This window comes from Pseudaeromonas aegiceratis, from assembly GCF_046254905.1.
GTDB lineage: Bacteria > Pseudomonadota > Gammaproteobacteria > Enterobacterales > Aeromonadaceae > Pseudaeromonas > Pseudaeromonas aegiceratis.
Genome location: NZ_CP158016.1, coordinates 3,183,958 through 3,207,761, shown reverse-complemented (window position 1 = coordinate 3,207,761; position 23,804 = coordinate 3,183,958). Strand labels below are relative to the sequence as shown.

At 61.2% G+C, this 23,804-nt stretch carries 22 protein-coding genes; 19 read left to right on the top strand and 3 right to left on the bottom strand.

Features of this window, described 5'->3' with window-relative positions:
* The first annotated feature begins 16 nt into the window (after positions 1-16).
* From ptsP to ABHF91_RS15095, 6 genes are all read left to right on the top strand, one after another.
* Positions 17-2,281 (top strand): phosphoenolpyruvate--protein phosphotransferase, encoded by a 2,265-nt coding sequence (gene ptsP, locus ABHF91_RS15120; protein WP_409421077.1) that lies wholly within the window; start codon positions 17-19, stop codon positions 2,279-2,281.
* A 71-nt stretch (positions 2,282-2,352) separates the two neighbouring features.
* Positions 2,353-3,177, top strand: a complete 825-nt coding sequence (gene lgt, locus ABHF91_RS15115; protein ID WP_409421076.1) for a prolipoprotein diacylglyceryl transferase — start codon at positions 2,353-2,355, stop codon at positions 3,175-3,177.
* The gene (gene thyA / locus ABHF91_RS15110; protein WP_409421075.1) at positions 3,174-3,968 is read left to right on the top strand and encodes a thymidylate synthase; all 795 of its coding nucleotides are present in this window, start codon (positions 3,174-3,176) and stop codon (positions 3,966-3,968) included. Before lgt ends, thyA begins: the two co-directional genes overlap by 4 nt.
* Positions 3,969-4,123: 155 nt before the next feature.
* Entirely contained in the window at positions 4,124-5,317 is a 1,194-nt protein-coding gene (gene nhaA, locus ABHF91_RS15105; RefSeq protein ID WP_409421074.1) for a Na+/H+ antiporter NhaA, read from the top strand.
* Between the two features lie 71 nt (positions 5,318-5,388).
* The gene (gene nhaR, locus ABHF91_RS15100) at positions 5,389-6,342 is read left to right on the top strand and encodes a transcriptional activator NhaR (protein WP_409421073.1); all 954 of its coding nucleotides are present in this window, start codon (positions 5,389-5,391) and stop codon (positions 6,340-6,342) included.
* Positions 6,343-6,589: 247 nt separating this feature from the next.
* Entirely contained in the window at positions 6,590-6,886 is a 297-nt protein-coding gene (locus ABHF91_RS15095; protein WP_345012848.1) for a metalloregulator ArsR/SmtB family transcription factor, read from the top strand.
* 80 nt (positions 6,887-6,966) lie between these two features.
* Here the strand turns inward: ABHF91_RS15095 and rpsT are convergent, their stop codons facing one another.
* Entirely contained in the window at positions 6,967-7,227 is a 261-nt protein-coding gene (gene rpsT / locus ABHF91_RS15090) for a 30S ribosomal protein S20 (protein WP_409421072.1), read from the bottom strand.
* Positions 7,228-7,417: 190 nt separating this feature from the next.
* Between rpsT and murJ the strand changes: the two genes are divergently transcribed.
* The 5 genes from murJ to ispH all read left to right on the top strand — a co-directional run bounded on the left by murJ (position 7,418) and on the right by ispH (position 14,280).
* Positions 7,418-8,986 (top strand): murein biosynthesis integral membrane protein MurJ, encoded by a 1,569-nt coding sequence (gene murJ / locus ABHF91_RS15085; protein WP_409421071.1) that lies wholly within the window; start codon positions 7,418-7,420, stop codon positions 8,984-8,986.
* A 64-nt stretch (positions 8,987-9,050) separates the two neighbouring features.
* The gene (gene ribF / locus ABHF91_RS15080) at positions 9,051-9,992 is read left to right on the top strand and encodes a bifunctional riboflavin kinase/FAD synthetase (RefSeq protein WP_409421070.1); all 942 of its coding nucleotides are present in this window, start codon (positions 9,051-9,053) and stop codon (positions 9,990-9,992) included.
* Positions 9,993-10,007: 15 nt separating this feature from the next.
* Positions 10,008-12,833 (top strand): isoleucine--tRNA ligase, encoded by a 2,826-nt coding sequence (gene ileS / locus ABHF91_RS15075; protein WP_409421069.1) that lies wholly within the window; start codon positions 10,008-10,010, stop codon positions 12,831-12,833.
* A gap of 2 nt (positions 12,834-12,835) precedes the next feature.
* Positions 12,836-13,345, top strand: coding sequence for a signal peptidase II (gene lspA, locus ABHF91_RS15070; protein ID WP_409423134.1), 510 nt, complete (start codon positions 12,836-12,838; stop codon positions 13,343-13,345).
* The gene (gene ispH / locus ABHF91_RS15065; RefSeq protein ID WP_409421068.1) at positions 13,342-14,280 is read left to right on the top strand and encodes a 4-hydroxy-3-methylbut-2-enyl diphosphate reductase; all 939 of its coding nucleotides are present in this window, start codon (positions 13,342-13,344) and stop codon (positions 14,278-14,280) included. Before lspA ends, ispH begins: the two co-directional genes overlap by 4 nt.
* A 76-nt stretch (positions 14,281-14,356) precedes the next feature.
* On the opposite strand, the gene ABHF91_RS15060 is transcribed toward ispH, so the two are convergent.
* Positions 14,357-14,737, bottom strand: a complete 381-nt coding sequence (locus ABHF91_RS15060; RefSeq protein WP_409421067.1) for a type IV pilin protein — start codon at positions 14,735-14,737, stop codon at positions 14,357-14,359.
* A 91-nt stretch (positions 14,738-14,828) separates the two neighbouring features.
* Between ABHF91_RS15060 and ABHF91_RS15055 the strand changes: the two genes are divergently transcribed.
* The 8 genes from ABHF91_RS15055 to rraB all read left to right on the top strand — a co-directional run bounded on the left by ABHF91_RS15055 (position 14,829) and on the right by rraB (position 21,380).
* Positions 14,829-15,362 carry a Tfp pilus assembly protein FimT/FimU gene (locus ABHF91_RS15055; RefSeq protein ID WP_409421066.1) on the top strand — a complete coding sequence of 178 codons (534 nt, stop codon included), beginning with the start codon at positions 14,829-14,831 and terminating at the stop codon, positions 15,360-15,362.
* On the top strand, positions 15,353-16,078 hold the full coding sequence (locus ABHF91_RS15050) for a PilW family protein (protein WP_409421065.1): 726 nt from the start codon (positions 15,353-15,355) through the stop codon (positions 16,076-16,078). The genes ABHF91_RS15055 and ABHF91_RS15050 overlap by 10 nt, the downstream gene beginning before the upstream one ends.
* Positions 16,065-17,189, top strand: a complete 1,125-nt coding sequence (locus ABHF91_RS15045) for a PilX N-terminal domain-containing pilus assembly protein (RefSeq protein WP_409421064.1) — start codon at positions 16,065-16,067, stop codon at positions 17,187-17,189. Before ABHF91_RS15050 ends, ABHF91_RS15045 begins: the two co-directional genes overlap by 14 nt.
* A 12-nt stretch (positions 17,190-17,201) precedes the next feature.
* Positions 17,202-19,304 (top strand): prepilin-type N-terminal cleavage/methylation domain-containing protein, encoded by a 2,103-nt coding sequence (locus tag ABHF91_RS15040; RefSeq protein ID WP_409421063.1) that lies wholly within the window; start codon positions 17,202-17,204, stop codon positions 19,302-19,304.
* 181 nt (positions 19,305-19,485) lie between these two features.
* Positions 19,486-19,824 (top strand): P-II family nitrogen regulator, encoded by a 339-nt coding sequence (locus ABHF91_RS15035; RefSeq protein WP_409421062.1) that lies wholly within the window; start codon positions 19,486-19,488, stop codon positions 19,822-19,824.
* A gap of 84 nt (positions 19,825-19,908) precedes the next feature.
* A complete protein-coding gene (locus ABHF91_RS15030; protein ID WP_409423133.1) occupies positions 19,909-20,466 on the top strand; it encodes a hypothetical protein in 558 nt (185 codons plus the stop codon).
* A gap of 42 nt (positions 20,467-20,508) precedes the next feature.
* Entirely contained in the window at positions 20,509-21,018 is a 510-nt protein-coding gene (gene luxS, locus ABHF91_RS15025; RefSeq protein WP_409421061.1) for an S-ribosylhomocysteine lyase, read from the top strand.
* A gap of 14 nt (positions 21,019-21,032) precedes the next feature.
* A complete protein-coding gene (gene rraB, locus ABHF91_RS15020) occupies positions 21,033-21,380 on the top strand; it encodes a ribonuclease E inhibitor RraB (protein ID WP_409421060.1) in 348 nt (115 codons plus the stop codon).
* A gap of 201 nt (positions 21,381-21,581) precedes the next feature.
* Here rraB and ABHF91_RS15015 read toward each other — a convergent pair whose 3' ends face one another.
* Positions 21,582-23,684 carry an alpha-amylase gene (locus ABHF91_RS15015; protein WP_409421059.1) on the bottom strand — a complete coding sequence of 701 codons (2,103 nt, stop codon included), beginning with the start codon at positions 23,682-23,684 and terminating at the stop codon, positions 21,582-21,584.
* Positions 23,685-23,804 lie beyond the last annotated feature (120 nt).

Genomic DNA, 23,804 nt, shown 5'->3' with positions numbered 1-23,804 from the left:
CACGGGAGGAGACAGGGTGCTAACCGCATTGCGACACATAGTCGAGGGGGTGACTTTGGCCCCGTCACTGCAAGAGGCCATGCACACCCTGGCGGCTCAGACCCGTGAGGTGATGGAGGTGGACTGCTGCTCCATCTACCTCTCCGAGGCGCAGCGGCGACGCTATCGCCTGGCGGCCACCGATGGCCTGACCCCGGAGGCGGCCGGCAAGACGGTGCTGCCGTTTGACGAGGGGCTGGTGGGCCTGGTGGGGCGGCGAGAGGAGCTGATCAACCTGGCCGATGCGCCCTCCCATCCCAGCTTCAAGTACTTGCCCGAGGTGGGGGAGGAGGAGTTTCACTCCTTCCTCGGTGTGCCCATCATGCACCAGCGCCGGGTCTTGGGGGTGCTGGTGGTCCAGCAAAAGGAATCCCGCCAGTTCGACGAGACCGACGAATCCTTCCTGGTGACCCTGGCGGCCCAGTTGGCGGGGCGCATCGCCCATGCCGAGGTCAAGGGCATACTGCTCAATCAGCACCATTGGCGCCGCACCCTCAAGGGGGTGGCGGCCTCTCCCGGGCTGGCCATCGCCAAGGCCTGGGTCTGGCAACCCAAGCTGGAACTGTCCCAGATCAACCTCAAGCACAGCGACGATCCCGAGCTGCAGAGCGAGTTGCTGCAGCAGGCGGTGCTGCAGGTGCAGATGGATCTGGATCGCCTGGCACTGCGGTTTCGCGAGTCGGTGGCCAAGGACTCCGGCGCCATCTTCGAGATTTATCAGCATCTGCTGACCGATCCGGCCTACATGCGGCAGATCGAGCAAGCCATCCACCAAGAAAATTGGAGTGCCGCCTCGGCGGTGCGTCAGGTGACCGAGCGGTTCATCGGCCAGTTCGAGGCCATGAGCGACCCTTACCTGCGGGAGCGGGCGCTGGACCTGCGGGATGTGGCCCAGCGGCTGTTGAGCCGCCTGGCCCACAGCCACCACGAAGAGTACCAGTTTGACGAGCCCGTGGTGCTGATGGCCGAAGAGGTCACCGCCACCCTGTTGGCGGAGATACCCCGGGACCGCCTGGTGGGCATGGTCTCCATGCGCGGGGCCGTGAATTCCCATGCCGCCATCCTGGCCCGCGCCCTGGGCATACCGGCGGTGATGGGGTTGGATCTGCCGCTGACCGAGCTGGATCAGCGCCTGCTGGTGGTGGACGGCAACATAGGCGAGCTGATCATCGAGCCCAACCCGTCGGTGCTAGAGGAGTATCAGCAGCTTATTCGCCAGGCCAAGGCCTTCGATGCCCTGGTGGGGGGGGAGAGTCATCTGCCCTCGGTGACCCGGGACGGGGTGCGCATCTCTGTGCTGCTCAACGCCGGCCTGTCGGTGGATGGGGAGAGCGCCGTGCTGGACATGGCGGATGGTATCGGCCTGTACCGCACCGAGATCCCCTTCATGCTCCATGACAGCTTCCCGTCGGAGCAGGAGCAGACGGCCCGTTATCGCGCCATACTGGCCAATTATCCCAACCGGCCCGTCTGCATGCGCACCCTGGATGTGGGGGGGGACAAGCCCTTGCCCTATCTGCCCATCGTCGAAGACAATCCCTTCCTCGGTTGGCGGGGTATTCGCCTGACCCTGGATCATCCCGAGCTGTTCCTCTCGCAGTTGAAGGCCATGCTGCGGGCCAGCGAGCAGCAGGATAACCTGTCCATCATGCTGCCCATGGTGACCTCGCTCTCCGAGGTGCAGGCCGGCCGGCGCTTGCTGGATCAGGCCTGGCTGGAGGTGTCGGAGGAGCTGGGCCGCCGGGGCAGCAGCATCCGCTATCCCAGTCTGGGGGCCATGATAGAGGTGCCGTCGGCGCTCTATATCCTGCCGGAGATGGCCGCCTACGTGGACTTCTGGTCGGTGGGCAGCAATGATCTCACCCAGTATCTGCTGGCGGTGGATCGCAACAACAGCCGGGTGGCCGACATCTATGACGCCTTTCATCCGGCGGTCATCCGCGCCCTGTATCAGATCGCCAACGAGGCCCATCAACATGCCAAACCGGTGTCGGTCTGTGGTGAGATGGCCGGCGATCCCCTGGGGGTGCTGGTGCTGATGGCCATGGGCTATCGCCGGTTCAGCATGAACCTGAGCAGCATTCCCAAGATCAAGTACGTGATCCGCCGGGCCAGCGTCGAAGAGTTGCAGCCCTTGCTGGAGCTGGGGTTGAAGCAGGATAATTCCGCCGCCTTGAAGAGCCTGTTCAGCGGCTATCTGGAGCAGATCGGCCTGACCAGCCTGTTACCCAGCAAGCACTGATCCCACTGCCGGCCGGGTCGCCAGAGGCGGCCCGGTTTTTTATCGCAAATCCACGAGGGTTTTTTGTCGTCATGAGTGCCACGCACCTGAACTTTCCCAAGATTGATCCTGTCCTCTTGAGTGTCGGTCCCCTGCAGATCCATTGGTATGGCGTCATGTACCTGGTGGGCTTCCTGTTCGCCATGTGGCTGGCCAATCGGCGGGCGGACCGTTCCGCCGGCGCCTGGAGCCGCCAGGAGGTCTCGGATCTGATGTTCTACGGCTTTCTGGGGGTGATCCTCGGCGGCCGCATCGGCTATGTGCTGTTCTACAACCTGCCGCTGTTTCTGGACGATCCCCTGTATCTGCTGCGCATCTGGCAGGGGGGCATGTCGTTCCACGGCGGCCTGGTGGGGGTGATACTGGCCATGGTCTGGTTTGCCCACCGCACCCACAGGCACTTCTTCACGGTGGCCGACTTCGTCGCGCCCCTGGTGCCCTTTGGCCTGGGGGCCGGCCGTCTGGGCAACTTCATCAATGGTGAGCTGTGGGGGCGGGTGTCAGACGTGCCCTGGGCCATGGTGTTCCCCACCGGCGGTCCCGAGCCGCGCCATCCCTCCCAGCTCTATCAGTTCGCGCTGGAAGGGGTACTGCTGTTCCTCATCCTCAACCTGGTCTGGCGTCGGCAGCCGCCCCGTGGGGTGATCTCCGGCCTGTTCCTGGTCTGTTACGGCCTGTTCCGCATCCTGGTGGAGTTTGTCCGCCAGCCGGACGCCCAGCTGGGCCTCTATTTCAACCTCATCAGCATGGGGCAGATCCTCTCCCTGCCCATGGTGCTGGCCGGTCTGCTGATGATCTGGATTGCCTATCGCAAGCCAGCCTGGTTCGGCGTTCGGCAACAAGGAGACAAAGCATGAAGAATTACCTGGAGCTGATGGCCACCCTGCTGGCCCACGGCACCCCCAAGGAGGACAGGACCGGCACCGGCACCCTGTCCCAGTTCGGGCATCAGATGCGCTTCGACCTGAGCCAGGGCTTCCCCCTGGTCACCACCAAGAAGTGCCACCTGAAGTCCATCATCCATGAGCTGTTGTGGTTCCTGCAGGGGGATACCAACATCGCCTATCTCAAGGAGCATGGGGTGAGCATCTGGGACGAGTGGGCGGATGAGCAGGGCAACCTGGGCCCCGTGTATGGTCACCAGTGGCGCGCCTGGCCGGCGCCGGATGGCCGGCACATCGATCAGATGCAACGGGTGCTGGAGGATATCCGCAACAACCCGGACTCCCGCCGCATCATAGTCTCCGCCTGGAACGTGGCGGATCTCGACAAGATGGCCCTGGCGCCCTGCCATGCCTTCTTCCAGTTCTACGTGGCGGACGGCAAGCTCTCCTGCCAGCTGTACCAGCGCAGCTGTGACGTCTTCCTGGGCCTGCCGTTCAACATTGCCAGCTATGCCCTGCTCACCCATATGGTGGCCCAGCAGTGTGATCTGGCGGTGGGGGACTTTGTCTGGACCGGCGGCGATGTGCATCTGTACCGCAACCACCTGGAGCAGGCCAAGCTGCAGCTCAGCCGGGAGCCGCGCCCCTTGCCGACCCTGACGATCCAGCGGCGCCCCGCCAGCCTGTTTGACTACCGTTTCGAAGACTTTGTCATCGACGGGTACGATCCTCATCCCGCCATCAAGGCACCTGTCGCCGTATGAAACCGGTTGCCAGTCGCATCTTTCGGGATGTGGCTGGCTATCCACCGAGATACCTCAGAAAATCCGAGTTATAGTGCTTTCATAAACGATTAATGGCGTACTAGCCATCCGTTTATACTTGTGCACCGCGTAACATTTTTGTGAGGCAGGTCACCATGCGTCAGACCCTTCAGAAGTTTTTGCAGCTGGAATCCGCCAGCGGCATCATCCTTATCGTCTCGGCCCTGTTGGCCATACTGCTGGCCAATTCGCCGCTGGCCAGCCTGTATACGGGATTCCTCGATACCGAGGTGCAGATCCGCGTCGCGTCACTGGATCTGCATAAGCCGCTGCTGCTGTGGATCAACGACGGCCTGATGGCCATCTTCTTCCTGCTGGTGGGCCTGGAGGTGAAGCGCGAGATGCTGGAGGGGGCCCTCTCCAGTCGCGAGCAGGCCACCTTCCCGGCGGTGGCGGCCATCGGCGGCATGCTGATGCCGGCCATCATCTACCTGTTGTTCAACTACGATGATCCCATCACCCGCAATGGCTGGGCCATTCCGGCGGCCACCGACATCGCCTTTGCCCTCGGCGTCATGGCGCTGCTGGGCAACCGGGTACCCACCAGCCTCAAGGTGTTCCTGCTGGCCTTGGCCATCATAGATGACCTGGGGGTCATCCTGATCATCGCCCTCTTCTATACCCAGCAACTGACCCTGTCCGCCCTGCTGGTGGCCGTCGTCGCCGTGGCCCTGTTGGTCTGGATGAATCGGCGTGGTGAGGATCGGATCAGCCTGTATCTGCTGGTGGGTCTGGTGCTCTGGGTGGCGGTGCTCAAGTCCGGCGTCCATGCCACCCTGGCGGGTGTGGTGGTGGGTTTCCTGATCCCCAACAAGGGGGTGCGGCACGCGTCGCCGCTGCAACATCTGGAGCATCAGCTGCACCCCTGGAGCGCCTATTTGATCCTGCCGCTGTTTGCCTTCGCCAATGCCGGCGTCTCCCTCTCCGGTGTCGGCTTCGGGGATCTGGCGTCGCCCCTGCCGTTGGGCATCATGCTGGGCCTGTTTGTGGGCAAGCCCCTGGGGATCTTCCTCATCAGCCTGTTGGCGGTGTGGATCGGGCTGGCCAAGTTGCCGCCCGGGGTGAACTTCAAGCAGATTTTCGCGGTGAGTGTGCTGTGTGGTATCGGCTTTACCATGTCCATGTTCATCGCCTCCCTGGCCTTCGAACTGGCCGGGGTGGAGTACGGCGTCTTCTCCCGTTTGGGGATCCTGGGTGGCTCAACCTTGGCCGCCGTGGTGGGGTATGTCTTGCTGCGGAGCGCCCTGCCAGACAGTCAGGGTTCAGCTGAGCATGTTAGCCTTGATTAAGGAACCAGCCCGATCATGCGGATCGGGCTTTTTATTGATGACCAGGATTGGTGTAACGAGGAAGAGATCCCATGTCCCATCTTAATTACAACCATCTTTATTATTTCTGGATGACCCAGAAACGCGGCTCGGTGACCCGGGCGGCGGAGGCGCTGTTTCTGACGCCGCAGACGGTTACCGGCCAGATCCGCCTGCTGGAGCAGCGGTTGGGCGGCCGCCTGTTCAAGCGCAAGGGACGTCAGCTGGAAGCCACCGAGCTGGGCCAGCTGATCTTCCAGTATGCCGACAAGATGTTCAGCCTCTCCTATGAGATGCTGGATATCATCAATTACCGCAAAGACAACCAGATCATGTTCGATGTGGGGATCGCCGATGCCCTGTCCAAGCGGCTGGCCAGCCGGGTTCTCCTGTCGGTGCTGCCGGCGGATGGGGATATTCACCTGCGCTGTTTTGAGTCCACCCATGAGATGTTGCTGGCTCAGCTCAGTGAACACAAGCTGGACATGATCCTCTCCGATTGTCCGGTGGACTCCAGCCAGCATGCCGGTCTGCTCTCCAAGAAGCTGGGGGAGTGCGGGGTCAGTTTCTTCTGCAAGAGCCCCTTGCCCCAAGCGCCATTCCCCGCCTGTCTGGAGGAGCGCAAGCTGCTTATCCCCGGGCGCCGCACGGCCATGGGGCGCCAGCTGACCCGCTGGTTCGAGGAAAAGGGCCTGCATCCCAAGGTGATGGGCGAGTTTGACGACGCGGCCTTGATGAAGGCGTTCGGCTTCTTCAATCAGGGTATCTTCGTGGCCCCCTCCCTCTACCAGGATGAGTTGCTGGAAGGGGAGGCGGTGGAGCTGCTGGGGGAAACCCAGGAGTTGAAGGAAGAGTATTACGTGATCTTTGCCGAGCGCATGATCCAGCATCCGGCGGTGAAGAAGATCTGTGAGAGCGACTTTTCCGCGCTGTTCGGTGGCCAGCAGGGGGACTCGGTTGCCGAGGACGGCGTCAATCTAGCCATGGATGCCTGTCTGGTGGATTAGGCGCAGGGGAGCCCTGGTCATGCGCTGGGCTCTGTTTCCTGCTAAGTCTCTGTGCTGGCTAAGCCGATCCCGCGGCCGCCAGCGCATCGTCCGTCGGCGCCGGCTCTCCTGCCGGGCTGAATGGTATTAATTCCGTGCGGGATCTGAGGGTTGGCACGGTTTATCCGAGTAAAAATGTAATCGGTTTCTTCCCAATCCAGGCGTTGCTGGTATCATGCCTGCATTTCCAGAATACGAGATGCGACCCATGCAAATTGAAGACATGCAGACCCAGGCCGGCAAGGCCGTCTCGCTGCTCAAGGCGTTGGCCAATGAGCATCGTTTGCTGATCTTGTGCCATCTGCAGGCCCAGGAATTGTCGGTGGGGGAGCTCAACGAGCGCCTTGGCTTGAGCCAGTCGGCCTTGTCTCAGCATCTGGCGGTGTTGCGGCGCGATGAGCTGGTGGCCACGCGCAAGTGTGCCCAGACCGTCTATTACTCCCTCAAGAGCGATGAGGTGCGCAGCATCATAGGGGTGTTGCATCAGCTTTACTGCCAGGCCTGAGGGGCTTGGCTTTTTTTTTGCTGTTAAGCGGACAAAAAAAAACCGGCAGATGCCGGTTTTTTTGTGCCATCAGGGCCTGATTACAGGGCCTTGATTTGGGCAGCCAGGCGAGCCTTATGACGGGCGGCCTTGTTCTTGTGGATCAGGCCCTTGGTGGCCATGCGATCCAGGATCGGCTGAGCGGCGGTGAAGGCGGCTTGGGCGGCAGCCTTGTCGCCAGCGGCGATAGCGGCAACAACCTTCTTCACATAGGTACGGGTCATGGAACGGCGGCTAGCGTTGTGCTGGCGAGCCTTCTCTGCCTGAATCGCGCGCTTCTTAGCAGATTTGATGTTAGCCAAGGTATAACTCCTGAAACTGTCTTAGCGAGTGTGCTGAAAAGGCCGAGAATATGCCTTCTTGGCCCATTAAAGTCAAATGATTTGAGCAAATAACCACCGCGGGCCAGTAGCCTGGGCCGTGACGGATAGTTAAACTGACGGCCGATTTTAGCAGCCTTTGCACGGTTGTCACAGTTTTTAAGGATCCCTCTTGAGCAAGAAACTTCTCAAATCCGGCATGCTGGTGTCCGGTATGACCCTGGCCTCCCGGGTGCTGGGGCTGGCAAGGGACGTGGTGATCGCCCATCTGCTGGGGGCGGGGTTGGCCGCCGACGTCTTCTTCTTTGCCAACCGCATTCCCAATTTCCTGCGGCGGCTGTTTGCCGAGGGCGCCTTCAACCAGGCCTTCATCCCAGTGATGACCGAATACAAGAAGGCGGATGAAGACAAGACGGCGGTGCGGGAGCTGCTGGCGGTGGTGGCGGGCACCCTGGGGGGCATCATCACCCTGGTCACCCTGCTGGGCATGCTGGGGTCCGGTGTGCTCACCGCCCTGTTCGGTTGGGGCTGGTTCATGGACTGGTTGCAGGACGGGCCCGGGGCGGCCAAGTTCGAGATGGCCAGCCTGCTGCTGAAGATCACCTTCCCCTACCTCTGGTTCATCACCTTCACCGCCATGTCCGGCGCCGTGCTCAACACCTTCGGCCGCTTCGGAGTGTCCTCCTTCACGCCGGTGTTTCTCAACGTGGCCATGATAGGCGCGGCCTGGTGGATCTCCCCCAAGCTGGTCCACCCGGAGATCGGTCTGGCCATCGGCGTCTTCCTGGGCGGTTTGCTGCAGTTTGTCTTTCAGTATCCCTTTCTCAAGCAGATGGGCTTGCTGGTGTGGCCCCGCTGGGGCTGGCATCACCCCGGGGTGGTGAAGATCCGCACCCTGATGCTGCCGGCCCTGTTCGGCGTGTCCGTCAGCCAGATCAATCTGCTGCTCAACACCATGCTGGCCTCCTTTCTGGCCACCGGGGCCATCAGCTACCTCTATTACTCGGATCGTCTGCTGGAGTTTCCCTTAGGCATGTTTGCCGTGGCCATCAGTACCGTGATACTGCCTGCCCTGTCTCGCCGGCACGTGGATGAGGATCCGGGACAGTTTGCCCAGACCCTGGACTGGGGGGTGCGCATGGTGATGCTGCTGGGCCTGCCGGCCATGTTCGGCATCATGTTGTTGCGGGAGCCTATCCTGCGGGTGCTGTTCATGCGCGGTGAGTTTGGCCCCCATGAGGTGCAGATGGCGGGGGCCAGCCTGCTGGCCTCCACCACAGGGCTGCTCTCCTTGATGCTGATCAAGGTGCTGGCACCGGGCTTCTATGCCCGCCAGGACACCCGCACACCGGTGCGCATCGGCATCCTGGCCATGGTGGCCAACATGGTCTGCAACCTGATCTTCATCTACCCCCTGGGCTACGTGGGCCTGGCGCTGGCCACCGCCTGTTCGGGCACCCTCAACGCCGTCTTGCTGTTCTCCGGCCTCTATCGGGCCGGCGTCTACCGTCCCGGCCGGGAGACGGGCCGCTTCGTGCTGCAGCTGCTGCTGGCCACCGCCGCCATGGGAGTCCTGCTGTGGCAGTGCTCGCCGGATCTGACGGTGTGGAGCCACTGGTCCATGCTGCGGGCCAGCCTGGAGCTGATCAAGCTCATCCTGTTGGGCGGCCTGGCCTATGGCCTGGTGCTGCTGGCGGCCGGGGTGCGGCCACGGCACCTCAAAACCGCCGCCGAGGGCTGAACCCGTGGGGGCTTTACGGTATAATCCGCCGATTTCGCCAGCCAGCTAAGGAATTGCCAGCGTCATGGAGTTAATCCGCGGTCTTCATAATCTGCGCCCTGAACATGCCGGTTGTGTGCTGACCATCGGGAATTTTGACGGTGTGCACCTGGGCCACCAGGCGGTGTTGCAGCAGCTCAAGCGCCAGGCCCATGCCCTGGGGGTGCCGGCCTGCGTCATGCTGTTCGAGCCCCAGCCGCTGGAGCTGTTCATTCAGCATCAGGCCCCGGCCCGACTCTCCCGGCTGCGGGAGAAATACTTGGCCATGGCGCGCCTGGGCATCGACCGCCTGCTGTGCGTCCGCTTCCATCACGCGTTTGCCCAGTTGCAGCCTGAGCTGTTTATCGAGCAGATCTTGGTGCAACAGTTGGGGGTGCGTTTCTTGATCGTCGGCGACGATTTTCGCTTCGGTCGGGAGCGGCGCGGGGATTTTGCCCTGCTGCAGCAGGCCGGCCGCCGCCACGGATTTTCGGTGGTCAGCACCCAGAGCTTCTGTGTCGATGCCCAGCGGGTCAGCAGCACGCTGGTGCGCGAGGCCCTGGGGGAGGGCGACCTGCACCAGGTGCAGCGCATGCTGGGTGAACCCTATACCCTGTCCGGCCGGGTGGCCCACGGCGACAAGCTGGGACGCACCATCGGCTTCCCCACCGCCAACGTCCACCTCAAGCGGCGGCGGGTGCCGGTCAGTGGCGTGTATGCGGTAGAAGTGTTATTTTCTGGCCAACTCCTCCATGGGGTGGCCAATGTGGGCGTGCGCCCGACTGTGCATGGCACCCGCCCCCAACTGGAGGTGCACCTGTTTGATTTTGCCGGCAACCTGTATGGCCAGCAGATCCAGGTTCGCCTCTGTCACAAGCTAAGAGACGAGCAAAAATTTGAGTCATTTGCTGCGCTCAAGCAGCAGATTGAACGGGATGCCCAGGCAGCACGCGCCTTTTTTGGCCTGGGCTCATCCACGCAACAGTAACGGAACCAAGGACCGATGAGCGACTACAAACACACCCTGAACCTGCCGGAAACCTCTTTTCCGATGCGCGGCGACCTGGCCAAACGTGAGCCGGGCATGCTGAAGGCCTGGTACGACCAAGATCTGTACGGTGCGATTCGCCAGGCCAAGCGGGGCAAGAAGTCTTTTATCCTGCACGATGGCCCCCCCTACGCCAACGGCAGCATTCACATCGGTCACGCGGTCAACAAGATCCTCAAGGACATCATCGTCAAGTCCAAGAGCCTGGCGGGCTACGATGCCCCCTACGTGCCGGGTTGGGACTGCCATGGCCTGCCCATCGAGCTGAAGGTGGAAGGCATGGTGGGCAAGCCGGGGGAGAAGGTCTCCGCCGCCCAGTTCCGCGAAGAGTGCCGCAAGTACGCCAAGACCCAAATTGAGTCCCAGAAGGCCGATTTCGTCCGCCTGGGGGTGCTGGGGGACTGGGAGCGGCCCTACCTGACCATGGATTTTAATACCGAGGCCAACATCATCCGGGCCCTGGGCAAGATCATCGACAAGGGCCACCTGCACAAGGGGTCCAAGCCGGTGCACTGGTGTACCGACTGTGGCTCCGCCCTGGCGGAGGCGGAAGTGGAATACCAGGACAAGACCTCGCCGGCCATCGACGTGCGCTTCAAGGCGGTGGACGAGGCTGCTGTGGTGGGCCGCTTCGACTGTGCTGCCGACCATCTGGGCCATGGCCCAGTCTCCGTCGTGATCTGGACCACCACCCCCTGGACCCTGCCGGCCAACCGCGCCGTGGCTTTGCATGCCGAGCTGGATTACGCCCTGGTGCAGGTGGACGGTGACCAGCCCGAGCGGCTGATCCTGGCCGAGGCCCTGGTGAAGGATGTGATGGACAGAGCCGGCATCAGCCAGTACCACAACCTGGGTTACTGCAAGGGCGCGGCCCTTGAGCTGCAGCGCTTCGCTCACCCCTTCTATCCCTTTGATGTGCCCGTGGTGCTGGGTGATCACGTCACCACCGACTCCGGTACCGGTGCCGTGCATACCGCACCGGGCCACGGTCAGGAAGACTTCGTGGTGGGCCAAAAATATGGCCTGGAAGTGGCCAACCCGGTGGGGGGCAACGGTGTCTATCTGCCGGATACCCCGCGCTTTGCCGGCCAGCACGTGTTCAAGGCCAACGCCTCCGTGGTGGCGGTGCTGCAAGAGACCGGCGCCCTGCTGCATCAGGAAGCCATCCGTCACTCCTATCCGCACTGCTGGCGTCACAAGACACCGATCATCTTCCGTGCCACGCCGCAGTGGTTCATCAGCATGGAGCAGGCCGGCCTGCGCCAGAAGGCGCTGGGTGAGATCAAGCGGGTGCAGTGGATCCCGGACTGGGGCCAGAACCGCATCGAGGCCATGGTGGAGAATCGCCCCGACTGGTGTATCTCCCGGCAGCGCACCTGGGGCGTGCCCATCGCCCTGTTCGTGCACAAGGAGACCCAGCAGCTGCATCCCCGTTCGGCCGAGCTGATGGAAGCCGTGGCCAAGCGGGTGGAAGCCAAGGGCATCCAGGCCTGGTGGGATCTGGATCCGGCTGAGCTGCTGGGCGAGGACGCCGTCCAGTACGACAAGGTGCCGGACACCCTGGACGTCTGGTTCGACTCCGGCTCCACCCACGCCTCCGTGGTGGATGTGCGGCCCGAGTTCAACGGTCAGCCGGCGGACATGTATCTGGAGGGTTCCGACCAGCACCGTGGCTGGTTCATGTCCTCCCTGATGATCGGCGTGGCCATGAAGGATCACGCCCCCTACCGCCAGGTGCTGACCCACGGTTTCACCGTGGATGGTCAGGGTCGCAAGATGTCCAAGTCCATCGGCAACGTGGTGAGTCCGCAAGAGGTGATGAACAAGCTGGGCGCCGACATCCTGCGCCTGTGGGTGGCCTCCACCGACTACAGCGGCGAGATGACGGTCTCAGACGAGATCTTGAAGCGCGCCGCCGATGCCTATCGTCGCATCCGCAACACAGCCCGCTTCCTGCTGGCCAACCTCAACGGTTTCAATCCGGCCACCGACATGGTGTCGCCGGAGGAGATGGTGGTGCTGGATCGCTGGGCCGTGGGCCGGGCCAAGGCGGTACAGGACGAGATCGCCCTGGCCTATGATGAATACAACTTCCACCAGGTGACCCAGAAGCTGATGCAGTTCTGCTCGGTGGAGATGGGTTCCTTCTACCTGGATATCATCAAGGACCGGCAGTACACCGCCAAGGCCGACAGCCTGGCCCGTCGCTCCTGCCAGACCGCGTTGTTCCACATAGTGGAGGCCATGGTGCGCTGGATGGCGCCCATCATGAGCTTCACCGCCGACGAGATCTGGGCCCTGCTGCCCGGCGAGCGGGACAAGTTCGTCTTCACCCAGGAGTGGTATGCCGGCCTGTTCGGTCTCGCAGCTGGCGAGTCCATGGACGATGCCTTCTGGGCCGAGCTGCTGGATGTGCGGGCCGAGGTGAACAAGGCCCTGGAGGCCGCCCGTAACGACAAGCGCATCGGTGGTTCCCTGCAGGCTGAGGTTACCCTGTTCGCCTCGGCCGAACTGGCCGACAAGCTGGCGGCCCTGGGAGAGGAGCTGCGCTTCGTGCTCTTGACCTCCAAGGCCGAGGTGAGCCGGGAGGCGGCTCCGGCCGAGGCCATGGCCACCGAGCTGGCCGGTCTGTCCGTGCTGGTGGCGGCCTCGTCTGCCGCCAAGTGCGAGCGCTGCTGGCAGCACGTGGCCGATGTGGGTACCCATGCCGGTCACGAGGGAATCTGCGGTCGCTGCGTCAGCAACGTGGCTGGCGAGGGCGAGGTGCGTAAGTTCGCCTGATGATGAGCCTATTCAAACAAACCGGGCTGCGCTGGCTGTGGCTGGCCGCCCTGGTGATCCTGCTGGATCAGCTGAGCAAGCTGGCGGTGCTGCAGTGGTTGCCCTTCGGTTATCCGGGGCAGTCCCTGGTGCCCTATTTCAACCTGGTGCACGTCTACAACAAGGGGGCGGCGTTCAGCTTCCTGGCGAACCAACCGGGCTGGCAGCGCTGGTTCTTCACCCTGTTTGCCCTGGGGGTGAGCGCCGTCCTGCTGGTCTGGCTGCGCAAGCTGCCGGCCGCCGCGCGCTGGTCACCCATCGCCTATTGCCTGATCATCGGCGGTGCCCTGGGTAATCTCATCGACCGACTGGCCTATGGCCATGTGGTGGACTTCATCGATTTTCACGTGGGGCAGTGGCACTACCCGGCCTTCAACCTGGCGGACAGCGCCATCTGCGTCGGTGCCGTCATGATAGTGCTGGAGGGGCTGCTGCTGCGCCGCTCCCCCCCCGCAGGAGACAAGCCGTCATGAGAGTGATACTGGCCAACCCCAGAGGCTTCTGTGCCGGCGTGGATCGCGCCATCAGCATAGTGGAGAACGCTCTGGCCAAGTTCGGCGCACCCATCTATGTGCGCCATGAGGTGGTGCACAACAAGTACGTGGTGGAAACCCTGAAGCAAGCCGGTGCTATCTTCGTCGAAGAGCTGGACGAGGTGCCGGATGACCAGATCGTCATCTTCTCCGCCCATGGTGTGTCCAAGGCGGTGCGGGATGAGGCCAAGCGCCGTGGCCTCAAGGTGTTTGATGCCACCTGCCCCCTGGTGACCAAGGTGCATATGGAGGTGCATCGCGCCAGCCGCAAGGGCGATGAGGTGATCATGATAGGCCACCAGGGCCATCCGGAGGTGGAGGGTACCCTGGGTCAGTACGAGAATGACGGGGCCGGCATGTATCTGGTGGAGGATGCGCTGCAGGTGGGGGAACTGGCGATCCAGGATCCCGCGCGGGTGCAGTTTGTCACCCAGACCACCCTGAGCGTGGATGAAACCCGGGAGGTCATCGACGCCCTGCAGCAGAAGTTCCCCAAGATCCAGGGGCCGCGCAAGGACGATATCTGCTACGCCACCCAAAACCGTCAGGATGCGGTGCGGGCCCTGGCCGCCGAGGCGGAACTGGTGCTGGTGGTGGGGTCGCGTAACTCTTCCAACTCCAATCGCTTGCGGGAGCTGGCCGAGCGGATGGGCGCCAAGGCGTATCTGATCGATGATGCGGCCCAGGTGGAGCCAGGTTGGCTGGCCGGGGTGAATACCGTGGGCATTACCGCCGGGGCATCGGCGCCCGAGGTGCTGGTGCAGGCCGTGGTGGCTCGGTTGCAGGCGCTGGGTGCCGAGACGGTAAGCGAATTTCAGGGCCCGGAAGAGGACATGGTCTTCGAGGTGCCACTGGAGCTGCGCCTGGACGCATAAGACGCATAAAGCGACAAACAAAGGGCCCCGCATTGCGGGGCCCTTTGTTTTAAGTCAGCCGTTTGGCGGGCTTCTCTTAATTCCAGCAGGCAGTGGGTTGCCGCAGATCTTGTTGATTGATGGTGATGGGGTTGCAACCCGAGTCGTTGGCCTGGGGGGTGCCGCTCTTGGGGGTGGCTTTCAACTCATAGGTGCTGCCGGAAGCAGAGACACTGAAGGTGTAATAATCGCTGGTCGGATTGCCCAGGTCAGTGATGCTGCTACTGTAGCTGGCGTGGCTGACCCGCCACTCCTCCTGCTTGAGCTGGGCCGACAACAGCCCTCGTATCGCCTCGGCGCGACGGGATTTGGTCAGGTAGTTGAGATAACTGGGATAGGCGATGGCAGCCAGGATGGCGACGATGATGATGACTATCATGACTTCTAACAACGTGACGCCTTTCGAGTAATTCTGCATAACCAAATCCTAATTTTCTGGTGGCCATGTTATAAGGCTAAACTAAACGGAATGGATCTGTTTTTTAATATTTTTTTGCCAAGGAGCGTTCATGTTTTACATGAGGTGGCAGGGATTTAGCCTGTTGGAGCTGATGGTGGCCATCATGGTGCTGGCCATCCTGCTCACCGTCGGCATTCCCAGCTATGTTCAGTTCCGCGAGGACAATACCCTCTCTTCCGCCGGCCGTGACCTGTATGGCGGTGTCCTGCTGGCTCGCTCCGAGTCCACCAAACGCCACAATGAGGACGTCAAGGTGCTGTTCTTTGGCGGCAGCAGTTGGTGTTACCGCATCACGGATCTGGATGCCGCGACCTGTGATAGCTGCTCCGCCACCTGTGACATCGATGGTGATGGTCAGACCCGGGGGGGCGATGCGGCCAGCTATTCCGGGGTGCAGATGAGTAATATCGGCTACCCCGATGACGCCCTGCTCATGGGATCCCTGCGCGGCACCATGCTCGATGGGTCTATCCTCCTGTCGTTGGGCAGCAAGGAAATCAAGGTCACCACGAACAAACTTGGACGGGTCTATCTGTGTACGCCCCCAGGTACCTATCTGACGGGGGTGGATGCATGCTCGTAAGCAACAAGGGCTTCTCCCTGGTGGAGATGCTGGTGGCCCTGGTGGCGGGTCTTCTGGTGGCCGCGGCCGTCACCGCCCTGTATGCCGCCGTGATCCGGGCCAACTCCACCTCGGTGCAGCTCTCCATGCTCAACCAGGACTTGCAGGCCACGCTCAATATCGTGGCGCGGGATATACAGCGCGCCGGCTTCAAGGGGGATGCGGCCCAGATCCTGGCACGCAATAGTGACGGCGACCCCATCGATGCCAGTGGCAATGTCACTACCCTAGATCGCAGCGCCATGTTCAGCGCCTTCACCCTGGATGCCAGCGGTGACATGTCCTCCACGCCCCGGGATCTGCAGCGGCTGTCCGTCGCGGCGCCCTTATACGATTGCGTGTTGATCTCCTATGACGCAGATCAGAACGGCACCATTGCCGGTACGGCCGAGATCATGGGCTATCGTTACAACGCGTCGCAGAATGAAGTGGAGTTCAACAGTTGGGATACGGCGGCGGATCAGAGCTGTACTGCCACTAGCGGTTGGCTAGCGCTGGCGGGGGGCATCAGCTCGACCCAGATCACCGGCCTGACCTTTTTGCTGGATCCGGCCAGTGGCGCCACCGACACCGGGCAGCGCACCCTGGTGTTGACCATCACGGGGCAGCATAAACAGAACAGTCAGTTACAGCTGGAGCTTCAGCGTCGAGTGAGGTTGCGCAATGATCAGTTCTAGACCCGCCGCCGGTTTTACCACCCTGACCATCACCCTGATCGTGGTGGTACTGGTCACCGTCTTGAGCCTGATGACCGGCAAAATACTGATGAGCGAGCAGCGGGTGGCGGCCAACGAGATGCGTTATCGTGCCGCCATGGCATCCGCACAGGCCGGGCTGGATGAAGCCATGGCCCGGGTGGGGGCCGACCTGACGTTTCGCGGCCCCTTGAGTCGCAGCAGCGGTTCCTTCTACGAGGTGACCTTTGGCGCCGATCAGCAGATCCCGGTCGGCATAGGTCAATTGCCGCTGCTGAGCCTGCGCTCGGTGGGACGCAGTGAGGATGGCGAAGGCCAGGTGATACTGCATCAGCAGGTGGTGATCAGCGACGTGGTGGCCGGCACCCCGGATGCGCCCCTGACGGTGGCGGCGGGCATGGCGGTCGGCGGTAACTTCAACGTGGGGGCCAATCCCAATGGCGGGGGCAGCGGTGTGCCTCTGTCCATCTGGACCAATGGTAACGTGGATCTCACCACGGGCTCCGGCAATACCTGTGGCCTGCAGGAATACTATGACGGCAACTGCAGCAGCGATCCCTATAGTTCGGCGGGGGACAAACAAGCGGACATTCTGGACAACGATACGGTGAACTTCCCGTCCGACCTGCTCAAGTATGTGTTCGGGGTGCCGGATACCGATGAGGGGATGGAGCAGCTCGAGGAGCGGTTGGCCAAACTGGGCCGCGTCCCCTTAACCAGTTGCTCCTCCCTGACCAGCAGCTCGTCCGGCTTTTACATCGTGGATGGGGATTGCTCCGGTGGCAGCATGGGCAGCCGGGAAAATCCGGTGGTGGTGCTGGTGCGCAACGGCGATCTCACCATCAACGCCAACAGCGAAATCTACGGCATGATCTTCACCTACGACAAGCTGCCGGACGATGCCACCACCTATGACGTCAAACTCAATGGCGGTGCCACCGTGTACGGGGCCCTCATCTCCAATCACAAACTGGGGACGGCCAACGGGACCTACAATGCGGTCTATGACGCCGAGACCCTGCAGAACATTCAAGACGGTAAAGAGTTCTCCTACGTGGCCAGAGTGCCCGGCAGCTGGCGAGACTGGGATTAAGAGGAATCGATGATGAACAGGGCGAACCGGCAAACGGGATTTGGCCTTATCGAGGTCATGGTGGCCTTCGTGGTCATTGCGATCAGTGCTGCGGCATTGATTAAATTGCAGAACCTGTACCTCAGAAGTGAAGGGGAGGCGGGCAGTCGGGAGAGCGCCATCCTGTTGGCCCAGAGCAAACTGGAGGATCTGCGCGTGTTCGACACCCTGACCACCACCAGTGGCAAGGTGGCCTATCAGGATATCGGCGACGACACCGGGGGCCAGCTGGCGGCGGGGGACCATACCCTGGGGCTGACCACCTTCACCCTGTCCTGGGATGTGACCGACCAGTTCCTCACCACACCCGCCAGCGACTTGCCGGAGTTCAAGGATGTCATCGTCACCGTCGCCTGGACCGATCGGGAGGGGCAGAGTCGGAGCCTCAGCCTGGCAGGGATTATTTCGCCCCAGCAGACCACAGACAAGGAGCTGATGACCGGCTCGGGGAGTTCCGGCGAATCGCCCCAGGTAACCTATACCCCGGGGGTGGCGCCGGACGTGGTGGCCATCACCATCGACGTGGCGCAGGGCATCAAGCAGGAAACCACCAAGCCGCTGCCGAAAGTCTCCAACAGCGGTGGCAGTATTCAGGTGCAGTTCGACACTGTGACCTATGACGAGCAGAGCAGCAAGCAGGTGCTGGCCGACTCTATGACGCTCTCCTGCGAGTGCTCCATCAATGGCACCGCCCAGCGGCAGCTGCCGGCCAAGCCATTGGCGGTCAGCAATGACAGCCTGCTGTATTGGCAGGAGGGGGACTATAAGGATAAGGCCACCGGTACCTCCAACAGCAATCAACAGTCTGATCTGTGTGACATCTGCTGTGAGGATCATTTCGATGGCGGCAGCAGCACGGGCAGCGATTTTGCGGATTACTTCAATCCGCTCAACCGGAGTCCGGCCAAATACAAGTATGCCGGTACCACCCTGACGGCGGTGACCAGCGGCCCCTATCTGGATGCCTGTCGCCTGCTGCGGCTCAATGGGTACTACAAGCCCATGCCGGATTGGAATCTGCTGCAACTGGTGGTGGTCAGCTCCGATTTCCTCAGCGATACCGCCAACCAGCAGAGCTATCAGAACTATGTCAAATACGTGGTGAAGAGCTACGTGGATTGGCAGAAGAACACCTTGAATTGGCCCTCTGGTCTCGGTTCCAGTTTCAGCGTGTTGAATTTCCCCACCTGGCTGGCCAGCAATGCCGTCACCGATGGCGCCACCAGCACGGCGTTGGTGCGTTCGGCTGGCAGTACCCCCGTGCAGCTGATTGCCCGCGGCATCTTCGTGGATCTGATGTCAGACGACTGGCTCGACACAGTAGACACCTCGGCCGACAACTTCCTCACCAAGGTACCGTTCTACGACATCAACATGACCATGCTGGCCCGTTGGAGTGTCAGCAGCACGGCGACGCTACCCAAGTCGCTGGACAGCTATTTGACGGTGTCCAGCGACCTCATCAAGACGCTAGATAGCGATGTGGCCGACTATTACGGCGTCTATCGTCGCGGCTATGCCACGCCCTTGCTGGAAACCAAGGACGCCAGTGACAACGAGCAGTCTATTCAGGTGAATGCGGTGGCCTATCAGGCCAACTCCGGGATTTCGCCCTTCCAGGACGCCAAGGCCGAATGGCCGGTCGCTGTCTATGACAGCGCCAATCAGGTGACGGGCTCACTGGACTTCACCATCAAGGACAGTGCCATTGAGGATGACGAGGTGTCCGTCTCCGCCAAGCTGTTCTGTTACAAGCTGAAGAATGGTGCGCTGGATGTGTGTGATAGCAATGGTAACAACAAGGCGTTTGATACCATCACCGCCAGCTTCACCAACGGTTCCAACTGCACCCTTGGTGGGGCCATCTCCAGCTCCTATCGGCCCATCACCTGTAATGTGAGAAAGGGCCGCACCTTGAGCGTGACCACCAGCAATGTGCCGACCGGCTATACGATAGCGCCGAACCCGCTGACCAAGGCGGTGCCATCGGATCAAAGTGGTCCGCTGTTTGCCGGTTGCATCTATGTGTACGATCCCGGCATTGCCGTCGATCTACTGCCGACCTGTGCCGAGTAGCGGGTAAGGGATCTGCCTCGCAAACGGGCCCGCATCACTGGTGCGGGCCCTTGTATTTCATTATGATAGCCGTCAGATCAATCCGCCGAAGCCCGATGTGTGCGGGCTGGGCAAAGCGGCATCCAGGCACCATGGATGGCCTGGCAACCGCCTGAGACGAATCGTTGGCAAGGAGTAAATCATGAAGAAAATTGAAGCCATCATTAAGCCCTTCAAGCTGGATGATGTTCGTGAAGCATTGGGTGAAATTGGCATCAGCGGTATGACGGTGTCCGAGGTCAAGGGGTTTGGTCGTCAGAAGGGGCACACCGAATTGTATCGTGGTGCCGAGTATGTGGTGGACTTCCTGCCCAAGGTTAAATTGGAGCTGGTCGTGAACGACGATGATGTGGAGCGCAGCATAGAGGCGATCACCAAGAGTGCCCATACCGGCAAGATTGGCGACGGCAAGATCTTCGTTACCTCAGTGGAACGCATCATCCGGATCCGTACCGGCGAAGAGAACGAAGAAGCCGTCTGATTAGCGCGGCGCTGGTACTCGGGGGCCGATTGTCGGCCCCTTGCTATTTGTGTGCAGGAGAGCAAGGTGAAACATCTGTTGTTGATGGTCTGTTCCCTCTGGTTGGTGGCCTGCAGCAATACCACGCCGCCCAGCAATCAGGAGGATCTCTGTGCCATCTTCCGACAAAAGAGCGGTTGGCTGGAGGCGGCGCAAGACATGACGGCGCGCTGGGGGACACCCCTGCAGGTTCCCATGGCCATGATGTACCAGGAATCCAGCTTCCGGCATGATGCCAAGCCTCCCATGCGCTATTTTCTGTTTATCCCCATCGGTCGGCCCAGTTCCGCCTTTGGTTTTGCTCAGGTCAAGGATGAGACCTGGGATGATTACACCAAGGATGCGGGGCGCTGGTTCGCCTCGCGGGACAATTTTGCCGATGCCATCGACTTCATGGGCTGGTATACCGCCAGAACGCAGAAGCTCAATGGCGTCTCCAAGTGGGATGCTTATAACCAGTATCTCAACTACCACGAAGGCTGGGGTGGTTTTCGTCGCGGGACTTATAAGAGTAAGACCTGGCTGATGAAGACGGCCCGCAAGGTGGATGAGCGGGCCCGGCGTTATGGCGCCCAGTATCGCCAATGCAAGGATGATCTGTAAAATGGCGCCGTCCCCCGACTGTCACTCCCAAGGAGACATCCAATGCCGTTGCTAGATAGCTTTACCGTTGACCACACCCGCATGCAGGCGCCTGCGGTACGGGTGGCCAAGACCATGACGACCCCGCACGGGGATCCCATCACAGTATTTGACCTGCGCTTCTGCCGCCCCAATCAGGAACTGCTCAGCGAGAAGGGCATCCATACCCTGGAGCACCTGTTTGCCGGTTTCATGCGGGATCACCTGAACGGTGATGGCGTGGAGATCATCGACATCTCCCCCATGGGCTGCCGGACCGGCTTCTACATGAGCCTGATCGGCCAGCCGGACGAGGCCAGGGTGGCCACCGCCTGGACCCAGGCCATGGAAGATGTCCTCCAGGTCACCGATCAGGCGGCGATCCCGGAGCTGAACGAATATCAGTGTGGCACCTTCGTGATGCACTCGCTGAACGAGGCCCAGGGCATAGCCCGCCAGGTGCTGGCCCGTGGTGTCGGCGTCAACCGCAATGCCGAGCTGGCGCTGCCGGCCGACAAGCTGGCCACCCTTTAAGACAGGAACAGGCAATGAGTCAAACTTTGCAGGATTGGCGGGAAGAAACGGATGCCATCATCGATGAGCTGTTGGCCGATGGCAGCAATCCGCAGGCCGTGTATACCATAGAGCACCACTTTGCCTGCCGGGATTTCAACCGGCTGGAGAAGCTGGCGGTGGAGCTGTTCAAGCTGGGGTTTGAACTGACCGATGCCGAAGAGATGGAGCTGGATGATGGCGCCCCCATCTTTTGCTGCGATGCCACCTCAGAGGGGGAGTTGGAGGCCGAGCGGATCCTGGATGAGATCGGTCAGCTGTTGCCGATCTGCGCCCGTTTCGGGGTAGATTACGACGGTTGGGGCACCTTTTTCGAAGAGTAAGCCGGCAAGGCTGCTCCCGGCAATCGACAAGGTGCAAATGGCAACATTTGCACCTTGCTTCATTTGGGCTGGGCCCTGATTTAGTAGCCTGCACTGTGATGCAACCGCCTCGCTGCCCAGGCTCCTCAGTCATTAGGCGCTTGCCTGGCTTATAAAAAAAGACCGCTGCTCAGCAGCGGTCTTGTCTTGCGGGCGTTGGGCCTAGCCTTGGCGGCCGGCAAACACCACCAGTACCTTGTCCTTGCCCTTCTGGCGGACGAAGGCATAAGGCTTGTCACTCACCTTCTTGTGGCTACCGGCGGCAATGGCTGGGTGAGCCTTGCGGAACTGCCCCAGCTTTTGCCAGTGGGCCACCAGCTCGGCCTTCTCTCCGCTGGCCAGCTCGCTCCAGTTCATGTCGGAGCGCACCGCCTGGTCGAAGACTCCACCATCCTTCATCAGACCACGGCCGGATTCATCACCGTAGTAGATCTGCACGCCACCGGGCAGCAGCATGAAGCTGTTGGCGGCGCGTTTCTGCAGCGCCACATCCTGATAGTCGCCGAAGAACAGCTTGGTATCGTGGGAGGAGATGTAGCTCAACACATTGAAGTGCGGATCCTTGTTGATGGTCCCGGCGTACTTGGTATAAGTGGGGTCCACATGGCTCATGCACTGGGCGAATTCCAGGGCATCCCGCTGATAATCGAAGTTGATGAGGGAGTCGAGGCCGTTATCGAACCAGAAGTCCTTGGCCATGCCGTGATCCCAGACCTCACCCACCATGAAGAAGGGCAGATCATCCAGCTTCTTGCCGGGGTTGGCGGCCTTCCACTCCTTGAGCGCGGTCGTGCCGGCGGCCTTCAACTTGGCCCACACCTTGGGTTCCACGTGTTTGACCGTATCGGCGCGGAAGCCATCGATGCCGAACTGACGGACCCAGTCGGTGTGCCATTTCACCAGGTAATCCACTACGGTGGCATTGGGCAGCGACTTGGCGTTGGTATCCGCCTTGTGCTTGAGGAAGTAGGGCAGATCCACGTACTTGGTGGACTCGGTCTTGAAGTCGGGCAGACCGCCGACGGAGCCGGTCACGTCATCCACCCCGGGTTCCGTATAACCCGGCAGGCCGGCACGTACCCAGTCAGGACCCCACCACTTGTTCCAGGCGCTGGACTGGTAGTTGATGAATTGGGAGACGCTGCCCCAGCCTTCATACTTGCCCTTGGGCTTCCAATCGGCCCAGCGGGCGGGTAATCCCTGGGTGTTCTGGGCTATGTCTTGCAGCCCCAGATCCTGCAGATCTGGCAGGGTGGCATAGCCGGCATGGTTCATCACCACGTCCAGCAGGACGCGGATCCCGCGTTTGTGGGCCTCGTCGACCATGGTCTTGAGGGCCGCTTCGTCACCGTAGTTGGGATCTATCTTGGTGAAGTCCAATGCCCAATAGCCGTGGTAACCGTAGAAGGGGAAGCTGCCATCGGCACCACCACTGATGTAACCGTGGATCTGCTCCACCATGGGGGTGATCCAGATGGCGTTGACGCCCAGGGATTTGATGTAGTCGAGCTTCTCGGTGATCCCCTTGAAGTCACCACCATGCCAGGTGCCGATCTCGTCCTTGCCGTCTTTATGCCGGCCGAAGGAGTTGTCGTTGCTGGTATCTCCGTTTTTGAACCGGTCGGTGAGCATGAAATAGACGGTGGCATTGTCCCAGCTGAAGGCGGTCTGGACGGCCGGTTTGGCCTCTTCCAGCAGCAACATCCCTTCGCTCTGCGGGGCCGGGCTCATGGTGATCTTGCCACCGGTCACCTTGGCCGTCTGACCGGAATAGGCATCCCGCAACAGGGTGCCGTTCGGCCAGGTTTTGGCGACGCTGACGGTCACCGGTTTGCCATCCCAGCTGGCACAATCCACGGCAGGGGGCTGACGCTTGAAGACGCCCTTCTTGGTGGCGCGCAGCACCTTGAGGGTCGGGGCCTTGGGATCCCGGCCATCCAGGGTGAAGTCATAGTCGCCGGCCAGCAGCACCTTGAGCTGATAGTGCTCGCCCTTGGCACAGCTGCTCAGCGGGTTCATGGCGCCAAACGGCAGGGGCTTGCTGGCCTCCGGACCGAAGGTGCTGCCACAGGTGTGGTTTTTGTCGGCGATCTGGATCTGGTAGGTGCCCTTTTCCAGACGGGTGGTCACCTTGAACTGAGTGGTGCCAGCCGGCTGCAATTGCAGCGCATCGGAGACGGCCTGCTGGTTGATATTGAGATACAAAGGAGTATCACCCAGGGCGCTGGCCTGGGCCGGCAGCGCCAACATGGCGCCAAATGTCATTGCTGACAACGTCTTAAGCTTGAACATGCGGGGATCCTGGTTGGGGCGAAAGACCCATTCTAGAAGTCTCGCGGTCACTGTTCATGGTGAATCCATCAAAATGTGACCTTCATTAAGATG